Here is a 16,544-nt window from a genome sequence, read left to right as displayed (position 1 = left end):
GTATGGACGGCGACAACATAGGACACTTGGTTTATCTGGTCGTGCTTGGCGCGGCGGTTGTGTTTTGGTTCGTCTCACAAAACCGTCAGTCGCTGAACAAAACCGTGCAGCAGGCCATGGCCTGGGTTTTTATCTTTGTCGGAGCGATCGCCGTTGTCGGGCTGTGGGACGACATCCGCTCGACCGTTGGCCCTACGCCGCAGATGACCATCACGGGCGAGGCGATTGAGGTTCCACGGGCCTATGATGGTCACTATTACTTGCCGGTTCTGGTAAACGGAGAGCCGATCACCTTCCTTGTCGATACGGGTGCCAGCCAGATTGTGTTAAGCGAGCAGGATGCCAGACGTATCGGCATAGACCCGGAGCAGCTCAACTATCTCGGCCGCGCCTTTACCGCGAACGGAGAGGTGCGGACAGCACCCGTTCGACTGGACAGTCTTGAACTGGGGCCAATCATCGACAAGGGTGTCTCGGCCTGGGTAAATGAAGGGGACCTGCGTCAATCGTTGCTGGGCATGGATTACCTGCACCGGTTCTCAAACATCCAGTTCACCGATGGCCGTTTGATTTTGTCCCGCTAAAGGCTTGATGGCGCCATTTACAATTTGAGAACAAAATAAGAACATGCTAGGCTGTCAGCATGTCTACAAACCTGCTTGGCCGTAAACCCGCGCGCGACGTGCCGGGGCTGGTTCTACAGTCACAGATCACCCTGCAACTGGGCCGCGTACACGAAGCCTGCGGCCCTGCCCGGCGCAGCTTTGCCATGTGGCTGGCCGGTCAGGCACAGGGACCGATACTATGGATTGCCCCCGCGTGGGAGCCTGCGCAACTGAACCCCGACGGGATGATGCCGTTTGCCGATCCGGCGCGGTTTCTATTCGTCCGCCCCACCCGCGCCGAAGATTTGTTGTGGTGCATGGAAGAGGCGCTGCGCAGCGGGGCGGTTCCGCTGATCATCTGCGATCTGCCCGGTGCACCCGGGCTGACGCCGGTGCGGCGGATGCATTTGGCTGCCGAACACGGGGGGCTGATGGGGCGGGCACCGCTGGGGTTGCTGCTAACCCCCGGAGATGGCGGCGCACAAGGGGTTGAGACGCGCTGGCACATGGCCGCAGATCATCAGGGCGACGCAAGGCGCTGGACCCTGACCCGCCGCCGCGCCCGCGCCCTGCCCCCGGTCAGTTGGCAGGCCACCCAAACCAAACCGCGCGCCGGTCTGAACCTGACCCGGATCGAGACCACGGATGAATTGGTATGACATCCTGCAGCGTGAAAAAAATTCGTAAAGTTAAATAACTTGTGACTGGCAAAAGCTTGACACCGGCCCTAGCGTCTCTGCATGAGTCATCCGATCCATGACAGCCGCTATTCCTGGCTCCGCCTGCTGATCACACTCGCCATTGCGACGGTGGCGAATGTCGGCATGTGGGCGGTGATCGTCGTGATGCCTGCCATCGAGACGCAGTTTGGCGCCGGACGGGCCGAGGCTTCACTGCCCTATGTTCTGGCGATGGTCGGCTTTGCGCTTGGGAATATGTGGCTGGGGCAGATGGTCGACCGGTTGGGTGTGACCAAAGCGTTGATCGGTGCAGCGGTACTGAGCGCGGTCAGCTATCTACTGGCGACATGGGCACCGAACATCCTGCTGCTGTCAGTGGCGCATTTGCTACTGGGGCTTGGGACGTCGATCGGGTTTGGCCCCCTGATCGCTGATATCTCGCATTGGTTTATGCGGCGGCGTGGGATTGCCGTGGCACTGGTGGCGAGTGGCAACTACTTGTCCGGAGCTATCTGGCCAACGATGCTATCCGGTATTCTGGCCCGCGATGGCTGGCAACAGGTCTATTTGACACTCGCCGTGATCACATTGGTTGTTGTTATTCCCCTCTCCCTTCTGCTGCGTCGTCAAGTCCCGATTGAGGCGCATAGCACAGCCGCTGCGAATGCTCAGATCAACGCGCGTAGCGTCGGAATCTCGCCACGTGCCCTGCAATACATTTTGGGTCTGGCCGGTATCGGGTGCTGCGTTGCGATGTCTATGCCGCAGGTACACATCGTTTCCTACTGCGTCGGGCTGGGCTACGGTCCCGCCGTGGGGGCCGAGATGCTGTCCCTTATGCTTATGGGCGGAGTGGTCAGTCGGGTGATCTCGGGCATCGTGGCCGATAAGCTGGGGGGTGTCATGACCTTGTTGGGCGGATCGGTGCTTCAGTGCATCGCGCTTTTCCTGTTCCTGCCCTATGACGGGATGGTTTCACTGTATATCGTCAGCTTGCTGTTCGGCTTGGCACAGGGTGGCATCGTGCCGAGCTATGCGCTGGTCGTGCGCGAATACATGGCCCCGCAAGAGGCCGGAGCACGCGTCGGTTTTGTCATGATGATGACCATCCTCGGCATGGCACTTGGCGGCTGGATGTCCGGTTGGATTTACGACGTGACCGGAAACTACCAGCTCGCCTTTATCAACGGCATACTCTGGAACGGGCTGAACATCGCCATACTCCTTGTACTGCTTCACCGCTCACGCCCCCGCAGGCAAGAGGCAATGGCATGACCGGGTTGACCCGCCGGATCCTGCTGGCGGGGCTCGCGAGCCTTTCCGTGGCGCATCCGACCCATGCCGCAACCACCCGGTACGAATTGGTCCCCGAGGGCACGTCCGTGGACTTTACATTCGATATTTCAGGGCTTGCACAATCCGGCACCATGCCAATTCAATCGGCGGATATTCAGATTGACCTGAGCAACCTGGCAAACAGCACTGTAAGTGTAACACTGAACGCTGCCGAGGCTCGGACCCGATTGCCTTTTGCTCGAAGCGCAATGCTGGGCCAAGGCGTTCTGGACGTGGAACAATTTCCAACCATTCAGTTCGTTTCAACCGAAGTGCAGCTTGGCGAAGGTGGACGAATCTCGCGCGGGGCAACAATCACCGGAGATCTTACCCTGCGCGGTGTGACCCGCCCGATCACCTTGCAAGCGGACCTGTTTCGTCCCCCCGGAAGTGACGCCGCCAATCTGGACATGCTTTCTATCCGTCTGACAGGGGCCCTGAATCGTCACGACTTTGGGGCCTCGGGCTATACCGATCTGGTACAGGATACCGTCGGACTGGATATCAAAGCCGAGATCAAACGGGCCGAATAGACAAAAAACGACGCCGCAGTGTCGATAAGACGCGCGCATCGCAAACTTATTGCGTAAAGGTGGCCCCACTATGCGCACGATCATTTCCTTTGCCGCCCTTTTCCTATCTGTCATTCTGCTGCAGCTTTCAACAGGTGGCGTTGGACCGCTGGACGCCATTTCGGGTCTGACGCTCGAATTCACGACCGGTCAGATTGGTCTGCTAGGTTCGGCTCACTTCATCGGATTCTTCGTCGGCTGCTGGTGGGCACCGCGACTGATGGGGAATGTTGGGCATTCCCGTGCGTTTGCCGTCTGCACCGCCTTGGGCGCGATGGGGCTGCTTGGACACACCTTGACCGATAACCCGTATATCTGGGCGGCCCTCAGGATTGCTTCGGGCACGTGCGTCGCCGGATGCTATACAGTGATTGAGGCTTGGCTGAACGCCAAAGTCACTAACGAAACACGCGGGCGGGCGATGGGAACCTATCGGTTCGTCGACATGGGCGCATCGCTTTGCGCGCAGCTTATCATCGCGGTTCTGCCCCCTGCATCTTATGTTTCATATAACCTTCTGGCCATTTTGTGCTGTGCGGCGTTGCTGCCATTGACCCTGACCAAGGCAAATCAGCCGGAAACCCCCGATGCTCCGCGCCTTCGGCCCAAGCTGGCGTGGCGCAGCTCTCCGCTTGCGGTTGCGGGCGTGATCGTCGCGGCACTCAGTTCTGCCTCATTTCGTATGGTTGGCCCTGTCTACGGGCAAGAGGTTGGACTGAATGTCGATCAGATCGCCTTTTTCCTCGCATCATTTGTTCTGGGCGGAGCCTTGGCGCAATACCCGCTTGGTTGGCTTGCAGATAAATATGACAGGCGATGGGTGCTGATCTGGCTGTCCGTCGCTGCGGTGCTCAGTTGCGGTGTGACGATGGCTGCCAGTGACACCGGCACTGTGGGCGTTATGCTGGCGGCTGCGGTCTTTGGCCTCACAACTTTCCCGATCTTTTCGGTTTCGTCAGCCCACGCAAATGACTTTGCGACCACCGAAGAGCGTGTCGAACTTTCTGCGGCGTTGATGTTCTGGTATGCGCTGGGGGCGATTGCATCGCCCTACGTCTCATCGACTCTGATTCAGCAATATGGTCCAGGCGCACTGTTTGCGTTCGTCGCCGCCGGACATGTCGTATTGATCGTGTTCGGTGTGGCCCGGATGCGCTCACGCCCAACACCGGAGGAGCGGACGAACTATGTCTATGCGCCGCGTACATCGTTCACCATCGGCCGCTTGCTCAAAAGATCCCGAGAGGAATAGCGACAGCTGCGGGCTTTGTGCAGTTTTGCAGGGCTACAAGACAGAAACCGGTCTTTTGCTGATCGCCTACATCATGTAGACGGGCGCGAAGTTAGATACGTGGACACACAAAATGGCTCGGATTCTCATTACCTCGGCGATCCCTTACATCAACGGGATCAAGCACCTCGGCAACCTGATCGGTTCGCAATTGCCTGCCGATCTTTATGCACGTTATCAGCGTGGCCGGGGGAATGAGGTCATGTTCCTCTGCGCCACTGATGAACACGGCACCCCGGCGGAATTGGCCGCGGCCAAGGCGGGCAAACCTGTGGCCGAATACTGCGCCGATATGTATGCCGTGCAGGCAGATATCGCGAAACGGTTCGGTCTGAGCTTTGATCACTTTGGTCGTTCATCAAGCGAGCAGAACAAACGCCTGACACAACATTTCGCAGGCAAGTTGGATGATGCAGGTCTGATCCGTGAGGTGAGCGAGAAGCAGGTCTACTCCAACGCGGATGGCCGGTTCCTGCCCGACCGTTATATTGAAGGCACCTGCCCCAACTGCGGGTATGAGCGCGCGCGCGGCGACCAATGTGAAAACTGCACCAAGCAGCTTGACCCGACCGATCTGATCAATCCACGCTCAGCGATTTCGGGTTCGACCGATCTTGAGGTGCGCGAGACCAAGCACCTGTATCTGCGTCAGTCCGCAATGAAAGATCAGCTTGATGCGTGGATCGACTCCAAGACCGATTGGCCAATCCTGACTACATCCATTGCCAAGAAATGGCTGCATGATGGTGACGGCCTGCAAGACCGGGGCATCACCCGCGATCTGGACTGGGGTGTGCCGGTCAAGAAAGGCGAACAGGACTGGCCCGGCATGGAAGGCAAAGTGTTCTACGTCTGGTTCGACGCGCCGATCGAATACATCGCCTGCGCCAAGGAGTGGGCCGATGCCAACGGCAAAAGCGACGCAGACTGGGAACGCTGGTGGCGCACCGACAAGGGTGCCGAAGACGTGCGTTACGTGCAGTTCATGGGCAAGGACAACGTCCCTTTCCACACGCTGTCCTTCCCCGCGACCATTCTTGGCTCGGGTGAGCCATGGAAAATGGTCGATCACCTTAAGTCATTCAACTACCTGAACTATGACGGCGGCCAGTTCTCGACCTCGCAAGGCCGTGGCGTGTTCATGGATCAGGCGCTGGAGATTCTGCCCGCCGATTACTGGCGCTGGTGGCTGCTAAGCCATGCGCCCGAAAGCAGCGATAGTGAATTCACCTGGGAAAACTTCCAGCAATCGGTGAACAAGGATCTTGCGGACGTTCTGGGTAACTTCGTCAGTCGGATTACCAAGTTCTGCCGCTCGAAATTTGGCGAAACGGTGCCCGAGGGCGGTGCTCTTGGAGCGCGTGAACAAACTCTGATCGAAGACCTGACCAAACGCATCCGCGCCTACGAAGGGCATTTGGAGGCAATGGAGGTTCGCAAGTCCGCTCAAGAACTGCGGGCGATCTGGGTTGCAGGCAACGAATATCTGCAAGCCGCAGCGCCATGGTCGACCTTTAAAGAGGACCCGGACCAAGCCGCGGTACAGGTGCGTTTGGGCCTGAATCTGATACGCCTATATGCCGTGCTCAGCGCGCCGTTTATTCCAGATACGTCAGCCAAGATGCTGAGCGCGATGAACACGCTGGACACAAGCTGGCCCGACGACGTCTCGGCTGCGCTTGACGCCCTGCCTGCGGGCCATTCCTTCACCGTTCCTGATGTGTTGTTCACCAAGGTTACAGATGAACAGCGCGAAGACTGGCAAAGCCGGTTTTCAGGCACACGCGCCTGATCTGGCGCAAACCGGAACTTGAAAGCGGGGGTTGTCCAGCCCCCGTTTTTCGCTTTTTAGCCCCATTTACATCAGCAGATTGATCTAAGTCGGCCTTACACCGACGAAATTTTCTCGTTCTCTGCGTCTGGCTCGCATTCAAGATGCTTGAGATATGATTTTAAAACGTCCATCCTGACCTTGAATTCAGTCGACTCGTCAGGGTGGCCAACCGTTCTGGCGCAATAAATCGCATTTTCAACGAGGCGCCTGCCATGTCCCTTACATTGAAGAACACTTTTTTCCGTTTTACCGGACCCAGCAGCGCCCTTGCAGCCTTGGCCTGCCTGACCGTTGCGCAAATGGCTTCCGCGCAGGATCAAGGTGACGCCGCCCCGCCGAAAGTGTCGATCGCAGCAGCCTATACCGAAGAGATCACCGAAGAGGCCATGTTCATCGGACGGGCCGAAGCCCTGAACAAGGTTGACATCGTGGCGCGCGTCAGCGGTTTTCTGGAAAGTCAGAACGTCGAAGATGGCGCGTTGGTCAAACAAGGCGACCTGCTGTTTACAATTGAGCCTGATCTCTACCAAGCAACACTCGAAGCGAGAAACGCCGATCTTGACCGGGCCGAGGCAAACCTTGAACTGGCGCGGGTTGAACTGGCGCGAAAACAAGAGCTTTTCGAACGGGATGCCACCCCCGAAGCTGAACGCGACATCGCGCGCGCGAATGAATTGGTGGCCGAAGCCGAAGTAAAAGCCGCCAAATCTGCGATCCAGCAAGCAGAGCTTGACCTCAGCTACACCGAAATTCACGCGCCTTTCGACGGTCGCATCGGACGGGTTGCAATCAGTGTCGGTGACGTGGTTGGGCCAACCAACCCGCCGCTGGTCAATATCGTCAGCGAAGCTCCGATTTACGTGAACTTCTCGGTAAACGAAAAACAATTCACATCAGTCCTTGAGACCATGAGCGCGACACCTTCGTCCCTCTCCGAGAATGAAAAAAGCCCGAATGTTCGCATAAACCTGCCAAACGGCACAGAACTGGATGAGACAGGAAAGATCGTATTCGTCGACAACCGCATCGACCCCTTGACCGGCGCAATTGCAATGCGCGCCGAGTTCGCAAATGCTGACCGGTTGATCGTCGACGGGGCCTTCCTGAATGTGCGGATTGAGGCGCTGGAACCAACGCTTGAGGTTATGATCCCCCAAGCCGCGCTGCAACGTGACCAACGCGGGGACTTTGTGCTTGTGGTCAACGATCAGCAGATGGTGGAACAGCGTTACATCACCACCGGCAACACGGAGGGTACGGCGGTCATTGTCAAAGACGGTCTTCGCGAGGGCGAAAGCGTGATTGTTGAAGGTTTACAAAGGGTCCGGCCTGGCGTTGCCGTTGATGCGGTCGTCGCATCTGAGCAGCCGGGAGAATAACCGATGTTCTCAGCCCTGTTCATCAGCCGCCCCAAGCTGGCGCTTGTTATTTCGCTTGTCCTGACAATCATGGGCGGTATCGGCTATCTGGTCTTGCCCGTGGCTCAATTCCCCGACATCACTCCGCCGGTTGTGAGTGTGTCCACAACGTATACCGGTGCAAACGCCGAAACTGTTGAAAATACCGTCGCCGCGCCCATTGAAGCGCAGGTAAACGGTGTGGATGACATGATTTATATGACGTCCACGTCTTCGGACAACGGGAGCTATTCGCTGAATATTACCTTTGAGGTGGGAACCGATCCCGACATCGCCTCGGTCAACGTGCAGAACCGCGTGGCGCAGGCGATGTCGTCGCTACCGGCTGAGGTGACATCATCGGGCGTGGTCACGCAAAAGGCGTCCACCAACATGCTGTTGCTGGTCACTCTGACCTCGCCGAATGGTACTTATGACAGTGTGTTCTTGTCGAACTATGCGTCGATCAACCTCAAAGACGCGCTGGCGCGTGTTCAAGGTGTCGGTAAGGCGGACGTTCTGACCAATCTGGAATATGCCATGCGGATCTGGATGGACCCGGATCAGATGGCGGCCTTGTCGATCACGCCGGGCGACGTGATCAACGCCATTCGCGAGCAAAACGTCGAAGTATCAGCAGGGTCAATTGGGGCGCCTCCGGTTCCTGAAGGGCAAACCTTTCAGTACACGATCAAGACCAAGGGCCGTCTGACCTCGGCCGATGAATTCGGAGAGATTGTCATTCGCACCGGCGATGCAGGGTCAATCGTGCGGGTCAGGGATATCGCACGTGTGGAACTGGGCGCAGAATACTATGCGGCCTCGGGTTTTTTCGACAGCGTTCCAGCAACAGTCATTGGCATCTATCAAGCCCCCGGAGCAAACGCGCTGGCGGTTTCCGAACGCGTCGAGGCAGAGCTTGAGCGCCTATCGCGCACATTCCCATCCGATGTGGAATATGACGTCCCCTTCAACACCACGGACTTTGTGGAACAATCCCTGAATGATGTGGTCTCAACCCTGATTTTGACCTTCACTTTGGTGATTTCCGTTGTGTTCGTCTTCCTTGGCAGTTGGCGCGCGACAATTATTCCCGCGGTCGCAATCCCGGTCTCGCTGATCGGGACATTCGCATTCCTGCTGCTGTTTGGAATGTCGTTGAACACAATCTCGCTGTTCGCCCTAGTTCTGGCCATCGGGATCGTGGTGGACGATGCGATTGTTGTGGTCGAAAACGTGGAGCGGATCATCGCAGAGGAAGGGCTACCGCCCGCCGAGGCAACCCGCAAGGCGATGGGGCAGATCACTGGCCCGGTCATCGCAACCACATTGGTTCTGCTGGCCGTGTTTGTGCCGGTGACCTTTATGCCCGGCATCTCGGGGCGGCTGTATTCACAGTTCGCCGTGACGATTTCAACCGCGGTCGTGATCTCATCCATCAACGCGCTGACGCTGTCTCCGGCCTTGTGCGGGCTGGTGCTGCGGGCACGTTCCGGTCCCCCCAAAGGGCTGTTGGCCGTCTTCGAAAACTTCATCGGCACCGTTCGGGGCGGCTATGTCGCAATTGTCCGTAAACTACTGATACTGCCTGTTATTGGACTTGGCATCATCGTTGCGTTGGCAATGGGCGGCGGGACGATCATGTCGAACACATCCAGTGGCTTCCTGCCGCTTGAGGATAACGGCTATCTTTTCGTCGACATCCAACTGCCCGATGCGGCCACGTTGGAACGGACCGAGGTCGTCTCGGCCCGGTTGGATGAACAGATTCAGCAAATCCCCGGTGTATCAAGTACAGTTCTGATTAACGGCTACTCGATGCTGAACGGGACCATCACCAACGGAGCTGCAATCTTTGTAAACCTTATCAACTGGGACGAGCGTCAGGAGGAAGACCTGAGCGCCAACGCGATTCTTGCGAAAATCCTGGCTATTGCTAACGGTGAGTCGGCGGCCTCGGTCGTCGCCTTCAACCCGCCCCCCATTCAGGGTCTGGGCATGTCGGCCGGTGTTGAAATGGAGGTTCAGCAAACAGGTGGTGGGTCGCCGCAGGATTTGGCCTCGGCCGTAGGATCGTTTGTCTACGCAGCGAACCAGCGGCCCGAGATCGGTCAGTCTTACACGACTTTCCGGGCAAATGTTCCACAGCTGTTTGTTGATCTGGACCGAGAGAAAGCCAAAACGCTGCAAGTGTCGGTGGCCGAAGTTTTCCAGACCATGCAGGCGCAGCTTGGGTCCTACTACGTGAACGACTTCAACCTGTTCGGACGGGTCTATCGCGTGATGATCCAAGCCGACGGCAGCTATCGCGACAATGTCGAGGATATCTCGAACCTTTATGTTCGTTCCACGACGGGTGAGATGGTTCCACTGGGAACTTTGGTCGATGTTGAAAACGTTTTGGGCCCGGTCCTACTGAAACGGCACAACCTATTCCGCTCGGCCACCGTTACGGCAGTTCCTGCGCCGGGGCTTTCAACGGGTGACGCAATCACCGTGATGACCGAAGAATCCGCGACTGCCCTGCCCCCCGGGTACGCATTCGAATGGACAGGAACCGCGCAACAGCAATTGGCGACGGGTGGACTTGTGGTTGTGATCCTGGGTCTCGCGATCATGTTCGGATATCTCTTCCTGGTTGGCCAATACGAAAGTTGGAGCATGCCGGTGTCCATCCTGCTTTCGGTGATCGTTGCCCTATTCGGCGCGGTGGCTGCAGTTGCTGTCGCTGGCAGCGATATCAACCTGTATACTCAGATCGGGATGATCATGCTTGTTGGCCTCGCATCGAAGAACGGCATCCTGATCGTCGAGTTCGCGATGGAGCAACGGGCCCAAGGTCTGTCGATCAAAGAAGCCGCCGCCGAAGCCGCGTTTCAGCGATTCCGCGCGGTGATGATGACCGCCCTGTCGTTCTTGCTTGGTGTTGTCCCGCTGCTGGTGGCCAGCGGTGCAGGCGCGGCCAGCCAGAAAGCCATCGGCGTGGCCGTGTTTGGTGGAATGCTGGCAGCGACGCTGGTTGGAGTCATTCTGGTGCCGGTTCTATACGCGTTGATGCAAAGCCTCAGGGAATGGATCAAAGGGTCAAAGAACGATCCCGGACCATCCGAGGAAACAGCGTAAGCCCAAAGAAAAACCCCGCCTGTTGGGCGGGGTCTTATTCTAGGCGGCAGCCTGCCTATGTTGGTCCATCCAATCCTGAATGCGCGCGACCTGATCTGCACTTAGTCGCAGACCAAGCTTGTTACGACGCCAGACGACATCTTCGGCCATACGCGCATACTCTTTGTCCATCAGCCATTGCAATTCGCGCGCGGTCAGCGTGGCACCAAAATCTTCTCCCAAATCCCCGGCGGTTTTGGCATCTGCCAGAATATCGCGGGCCTCGGTCCCATAGGCGCGCACAAGACGTTCGGCCCAAGCGCGATCCAAAAAGACAAAATCTTCCTCTAGACCGGCTACCAAATCCTGCACCCCATCAACCGGAAAGTCTCCTCCGGGTAAGGCAACGCCTGCGGTCCACGGGCCGGGCAGATCCGGAAAATGCTCGGCCACTTTCTCAAGCGCGCTTTCCGCCAATCGCCGGTATGTTGTGATCTTGCCGCCAAAGACATTCAGCACGGGCGCCCCACCCTGCGCATCGACTTTAAGCGTATAGTCCCGCGTCGCCGCAGTCGCGCTGCTGGCACCGTCATCATAGAGCGGCCGCACCCCGGAATAGGTCCAGACGATCTCATCGCGCGTCACAGGGGTTTTGAAGTACTTCGTCGCAAAGGCGCACAGATACTCTTGTTCTGCTTCGGTACAGACTGGACGCTCGGACGGGTTCGGATGATCCTGATCTGTTGTCCCGATCAGGGTGTAGTCACGCTCATATGGAATGGCAAAAATGATCCGGCCATCCTCACCCTGAAAGAAATAGCATTTGTCGTGGTCGAATAGTCTGCGAGTCACGATATGGCTGCCGCGAACCAATCGGACACCCTCACGCGAGTTAACACGGATTTTCGTCTGGATAATGTCGCCAACCCAAGGACCACCCGCGTTGATCAGCATCTTTGCTTTGATCACCCGCGTTTCTTCGCTGTCGCGATTGCGAACCGTAACCTGCCATAGATTGCCCATGCGCTCGGCTGACAGAACCTCGGTTCGAACCATGATGTTTGCGCCGCGCGCCTCAGCGTCGCGGGCATTGAGTACGACCAGCCGTGAGTCTTCGATCCAGCAATCCGAATACTCATAGGCGGTTTCGAACCTGTCCTGCAAAGGCCGCCCCTCAGGCGCGCTTTTTAGATCCAACGAAGCAGTTCCGGGAAGGATTTTTCGCCCTCCCAAATGGTCATACATGAACAATCCCAACCGGATCAGCCAAGCCGGGCGACGTCCCTTCATCCAGGGCATCACAGTGCCCAGCAAGCGCGAGGTTGGCGTTTCGGAATCAAAGCGCATATCCGCGTGATACGGTAGGACGAAGCGCATCGGCCAACTGATATGCGGCATCGCCCGCAGCAGGGTTTCGCGTTCGATCAAAGCCTCGCGGACAAGGCGGAACTCAAAATACTCAAGATACCGCAACCCACCATGAAACAGCTTGGTCGACGCCGAAGAGGTCGCCGACGCCAGATCGTTCATCTCAGCCAGCGCCACCGAAAGCCCGCGCCCAGCCGCATCCCGCGCGATACCGCAGCCGTTGATACCGCCGCCAATGATGAAAAGGTCCAAAACCTGTTCGTTTGTCTGTTCCATAACCGGATGATTCCCACTTCAACGCGAAACGCGCGCTTATTAACCGTATAGGCCCTCGTTTGGTCAATGCGATTCTTCGTTTATGTTCGTTATGCCGCAATTTGAGCATGAATCTACGGTTAAGGGCGAAGATTATGTTGCGCCACCAGCAAAAACGAACATAAACGAACCCAAGCAATAGGAGCAAACCGTGTCCCTTTCCTTTCGCCAGTCGGATATCTTGAACATTGCCCGGCAAGACGGCCGTGTGATGGTCGAGGACCTCGCCGCTCGGTTTAATGTCACGGTTCAGACCATCCGCCGCGACTTGTCCGAACTGTCGGACATGGGGAAACTCGACCGCGTTCACGGCGGCGCCGTTCTACGCTCGGGCGTTTCCAATATTGGTTACGAAGACCGCCGCGCAATGAACGCCGAGTCCAAAGCCCTGATCGCGCAGCACTGTGCACAGGATATTCCCGATGGTGCATCGATTTTCCTGAACATCGGCACCTCGACCGAATCCGTCGCCCGGCAATTGCTGGGCCACAAAGACCTGATGGTGGTGACCAACAACATGAATGTTGCCAACATATTAGTCGAAAACCCTAACTGCCAGATCGTTGTGGCGGGCGGTGTTTTGCGGCGGTCAGATGGGGGATTGGTCGGCAACCTGACGGTCGCAACCATCGAGCAGTTCAAATTTGACTTTGCGATCATAGGATGTTCTGCCCTGGATACTGCCGGAGACCTGTTGGATTTCGACTTTCAAGAGGTGCGTGTCAGCCAGACCATCATCGCGCAAGCCCGCAAGACCTGCTTGGTGGCAGACCAAACCAAGTTTCAACGTACCGCGCCCGCACGTATAGCCTCGCTGTCTGAGGTGGACATGTTCTACACAGATCAGCCTCTGCCTGCAGGATTGGCCGTGAAATGCACTGAGTGGCAGACACAGGTAAAGCTGTGTTCCTAATCTCAAAACAGTTTCAACGGCTGAGATTGGATCAACCCTCCCGAAAGGAGGACTAACCATGCGGTTGTTAGGTCAGTAGCTGGGCTGTTATAACGACCCGAGGTTACTGGCGCTGTTTCTGTTCCTCATGGGTTTGCCGGTGGATATGCGGTGGCTGCCATTAATACCTGCCAGGGCAAGAGTTTCTAGCAATTGTATCTAACACGGCCGCCCCGTTTCCCATTTCTGACGCCTTTTGCACAGGGTATTTGCGATAATGACGAGTTTTCGCCCGACCGCCATAACGGTGACGTTGTGCGATTTCCCAGCGTTTCGAAGTCGATCCGCGAAGGCCATCATTATTGTGATGGGAGGCAACCAATGCGGCTTGGAACAGGACATGTCGCAAACCACACCCACCCGCGCCAGCCTCAACTAGCTGCTATTTCGTCAAACCGCGCAGACCGCCTGAGACCAGGACATTTACTTCGTACAAAATCCGGGGCGCTGCCAATCCGCCTGGGCTGGCCAGATAGTTCGGGCTCCATTCCGGGTCGAATTTCTGTTTGAAAGACCGCAACCCCTCAAAATGATAGAACTGCTCGCCATGTTCATAAACAAAACCGCCGACGCGGTTCCAGAATGAGGCAAGCTGCCGGTTCTCAATCCCTGAAAACGGTGCGGCCCCCAGTGAAAACCACTGAAACCCCTGCTCGGCCCCCCATGACATCATTTCAGCAAACAAAGCATCCATGACAAAGCTGGGACTGTCAGGCTCATACCGCATCAGGTCCAGTGACAGTTCGAATTTATGACCGCTTTGAAACAGATTGGCAAAGGCAACAATCTGACCCGTATCCCCATTGCGCAGCACAGCATGATCAAAATACGACAGGTATTCATCATCAAAACCGCCAAGGGCAAAACCTTTCTCTGCGCCCGCCTTGTTTTCAAGCCAGTCGTCTGACACCTTGCGCAGTTCGGGCAGGATCGGGGCCAGTTTTTCTTTCGGGATGATTTCAAAAACATATCCCTCCCGCTCGGCCCGGTTCTTTGCCTGTCGGAACCGCTTGCGGGATTTCCCATCAAGCGAAAAGTCTTTCAGTGGCACCCGCGCGACCTCTCCGATTTTCAGAATAGACAGGCCAAGGTCGAGGAAGGTCGGCAGGTATTTTGTGGAAACGCTGTAGAATGCGCAAAGCTTACCTTCCTTGTCCGCCATCTCGCGCAGTTGCCAGATCAACTGCTTACCTGTCTTTTCGTCGCCTACCGGTTCGCCCTTGCTGATCAAGGCATTTCCGGTGTCAGCGTAGGCCAGGAACGCGCTATCGTCTGGCGCGATCAGAAACTGTTTGTCTCCGGTCAGCGAAATCTGCGCCTCGGTGTCTTCGCTTTCTAACGCCAAACGTTCCACCACTGGTGGTATTTCAGTCCGTACTGGCTGAGGTATTTCCCGCCCGAACAAAGAGTTAACAGCAACAACGCCAACAATCACCGCGACCACCAGGCTAGAGCGCAAGAAGCGCGAGGCGTCGCTGCTCCAGGCGAATTCCCACCACAATGCGTTCTGGTACTCGACATGCGAATAGGCAAATAACCCGATCCAGAAGATCACTGCCAACAAGGCGATCACGCTGACCAGCCACGGAATGTTCAGTCGGAAAATCGAAGCACCGCTGACGCGATAGAACGCATCGCGAAACGTGGCGAGCACGGCAGTTGAGACCAGCATGCCGATGGCTTCATGCGTATCCAACCCCTTGGTCAACGAGGCAACGCATCCAGCCACCATCAGCAGCATCGCAACGACCCACGCGCGATAAAGTTTGCGGAACAACCCGCGTGAGACCAGGATCAGCAAAACGCCGACAGTGCTGCCCGCCAGATGAGACGCCTCGACAAAGGACAGCGGTAGGACGTCACGCAGCACGCCAAGGCTCTGGCTACTGGACGGCAAAGCCCCCGAAACCAGCAGAATGATCCCCGCCACGGCAGTCACACCTGCGGCCACCATAGGAACGATCGGCCGTATCGCACGGTAGATCCACGTGGCTGCACCGCTGATGTGATGGCGGTGTGTCAGCGCCGAGGCCACCGCGATCGCAAGGCTGGCTACAACAAAGGGTAAAAACGTGTAGACCAACCGATACAGCAACAGGGCCGCGATAACGTCAGACCGGCCAGAGGCACCCAGACCTGCAATCAATGTCGCCTCGAACGCGCCAATTCCGCCGGGCGCGTGGCTGAGAATGCCGACTGCAATCGCGCCTATAAAGATCGTAAAGAAATACGGATACCCGACCCCCAGATCATTGGGCAACAGGGTGTACAGCACCATCGACGCGCCGAACAGGTCTCCGATTGCTGCCAGGGTCAGCAGACCTGCGAGCTTGCCGCCCGGCAGGTTGAATCCGAATCCGCCATAGGCCAGCTTACGCCCGCCCTTTGCAAGCCAGAGAAACAGCGCAGCAAGTGCGGCAAGCAAGCCCAGCCCGATCACGGTCTCAGTCGTATCGCTGATCGGCAAAATCTTTGATATTCCGTCCGGGTGAAAAGTGAACAAAATACCCAGCAAAAGCACCAGCCCAGACCAAAACGCGATCCATGACGTCGCAATGACACCCGCAACACGGCTGAGATCCAGCCCAAGCGAGGCATAGATACGATAGCGGATCGCTGTTCCGGTGATGTACGAGAACCCAAGGCAGTTGGACACGGCATACCCGCTTGCCCCGGCCATTCCCGCAACGGTCAGAGGCACCTCTCCCTTTGCTACGCTCTGCACGGCGAATACGTCATACATGGACAGCGACAAGAAGCTGAAACAGGTCCAGCCCAGGGCGATTGCCAAGACTGTCCAATGCGTATTCGCCACATCCGCCTTAACATCGGCCCATTTTACATGCTCGGACAGTTCATGCAGAACGACCAGCGCGATCAGTGTAACAAAAATCGGGACCGCAATCCGTACTGCGGGTTTTTCGAGAAACCCAGCCGCGCGCTCGGCAAGACGCACTGCCCACAGCTCTTTGTCAATCTCCTGCGTGGTCATAGTCTTCCTCTGCTCTGAGGCACTGCAACGATCCCGCGCGCGGGTGGGCGACGCGGAGCAACTGTTGCACAAATTCCTTAAAGCTCAAAACACTGCGAAGG

General features: G+C 57.0%; 11 protein-coding genes. 9 read left to right on the top strand and 2 right to left on the bottom strand.

The window, feature by feature from the left end; all coding sequences use genetic code 11:
• Positions 1 to 2: 2 nt before the first annotated feature.
• The 8 genes from AVO44_RS07620 to AVO44_RS07585 all read left to right on the top strand — a co-directional run bounded on the left by AVO44_RS07620 (position 3) and on the right by AVO44_RS07585 (position 10,837).
• A complete protein-coding gene (locus AVO44_RS07620) occupies positions 3 to 584 on the top strand; it encodes a retropepsin-like aspartic protease family protein (protein WP_068334861.1) in 582 nt (193 codons plus the stop codon).
• A 59-nt stretch (positions 585 to 643) separates the two neighbouring features.
• Positions 644 to 1,264, top strand: coding sequence for an ImuA family protein (locus tag AVO44_RS07615; protein ID WP_068334858.1), 621 nt, complete (start codon positions 644 to 646; stop codon positions 1,262 to 1,264).
• An 81-nt stretch (positions 1,265 to 1,345) separates the two neighbouring features.
• Positions 1,346 to 2,560, top strand: a complete 1,215-nt coding sequence (locus AVO44_RS07610) for an MFS transporter (protein WP_068334856.1) — start codon at positions 1,346 to 1,348, stop codon at positions 2,558 to 2,560.
• Complete coding sequence (locus AVO44_RS07605; RefSeq protein ID WP_068334853.1) at positions 2,557 to 3,153, top strand: YceI family protein; 597 nt, start codon at positions 2,557 to 2,559, stop codon at positions 3,151 to 3,153. Before AVO44_RS07610 ends, AVO44_RS07605 begins: the two co-directional genes overlap by 4 nt.
• 70 nt (positions 3,154 to 3,223) lie before the next feature.
• The gene (locus AVO44_RS07600; protein ID WP_068334850.1) at positions 3,224 to 4,444 is read left to right on the top strand and encodes an MFS transporter; all 1,221 of its coding nucleotides are present in this window, start codon (positions 3,224 to 3,226) and stop codon (positions 4,442 to 4,444) included.
• Positions 4,445 to 4,556: 112 nt separating this feature from the next.
• Positions 4,557 to 6,275, top strand: a complete 1,719-nt coding sequence (gene metG / locus AVO44_RS07595) for a methionine--tRNA ligase (RefSeq protein WP_068334848.1) — start codon at positions 4,557 to 4,559, stop codon at positions 6,273 to 6,275.
• A gap of 254 nt (positions 6,276 to 6,529) precedes the next feature.
• Complete coding sequence (locus AVO44_RS07590) at positions 6,530 to 7,696, top strand: efflux RND transporter periplasmic adaptor subunit (RefSeq protein ID WP_068334845.1); 1,167 nt, start codon at positions 6,530 to 6,532, stop codon at positions 7,694 to 7,696.
• 3 nt (positions 7,697 to 7,699) lie between these two features.
• Positions 7,700 to 10,837 (top strand): efflux RND transporter permease subunit, encoded by a 3,138-nt coding sequence (locus AVO44_RS07585; protein WP_068334842.1) that lies wholly within the window; start codon positions 7,700 to 7,702, stop codon positions 10,835 to 10,837.
• A gap of 39 nt (positions 10,838 to 10,876) precedes the next feature.
• On the opposite strand, the gene glpD is transcribed toward AVO44_RS07585, so the two are convergent.
• Positions 10,877 to 12,460 (bottom strand): glycerol-3-phosphate dehydrogenase, encoded by a 1,584-nt coding sequence (glpD, locus tag AVO44_RS07580; protein WP_068334839.1) that lies wholly within the window; start codon positions 12,458 to 12,460, stop codon positions 10,877 to 10,879.
• A gap of 190 nt (positions 12,461 to 12,650) precedes the next feature.
• On the opposite strand from glpD, the gene AVO44_RS07575 reads away from it, so the two are divergent.
• The gene (locus AVO44_RS07575; RefSeq protein ID WP_068334836.1) at positions 12,651 to 13,412 is read left to right on the top strand and encodes a DeoR/GlpR family DNA-binding transcription regulator; all 762 of its coding nucleotides are present in this window, start codon (positions 12,651 to 12,653) and stop codon (positions 13,410 to 13,412) included.
• A gap of 421 nt (positions 13,413 to 13,833) precedes the next feature.
• Here AVO44_RS07575 and mprF read toward each other — a convergent pair whose 3' ends face one another.
• Complete coding sequence (mprF, locus tag AVO44_RS07570) at positions 13,834 to 16,443, bottom strand: bifunctional lysylphosphatidylglycerol flippase/synthetase MprF (RefSeq protein ID WP_068334833.1); 2,610 nt, start codon at positions 16,441 to 16,443, stop codon at positions 13,834 to 13,836.
• Between the last annotated feature and the right edge of the window lie 101 nt (positions 16,444 to 16,544).

The organism is Ruegeria profundi (assembly GCF_001507545.1).
Taxonomy (GTDB): Bacteria; Pseudomonadota; Alphaproteobacteria; order Rhodobacterales; family Rhodobacteraceae; genus Ruegeria; species Ruegeria profundi.
The sequence above is the reverse complement of the archived record's forward strand: the minus strand, read 5'-3'. Positions and strand labels throughout refer to the sequence as shown.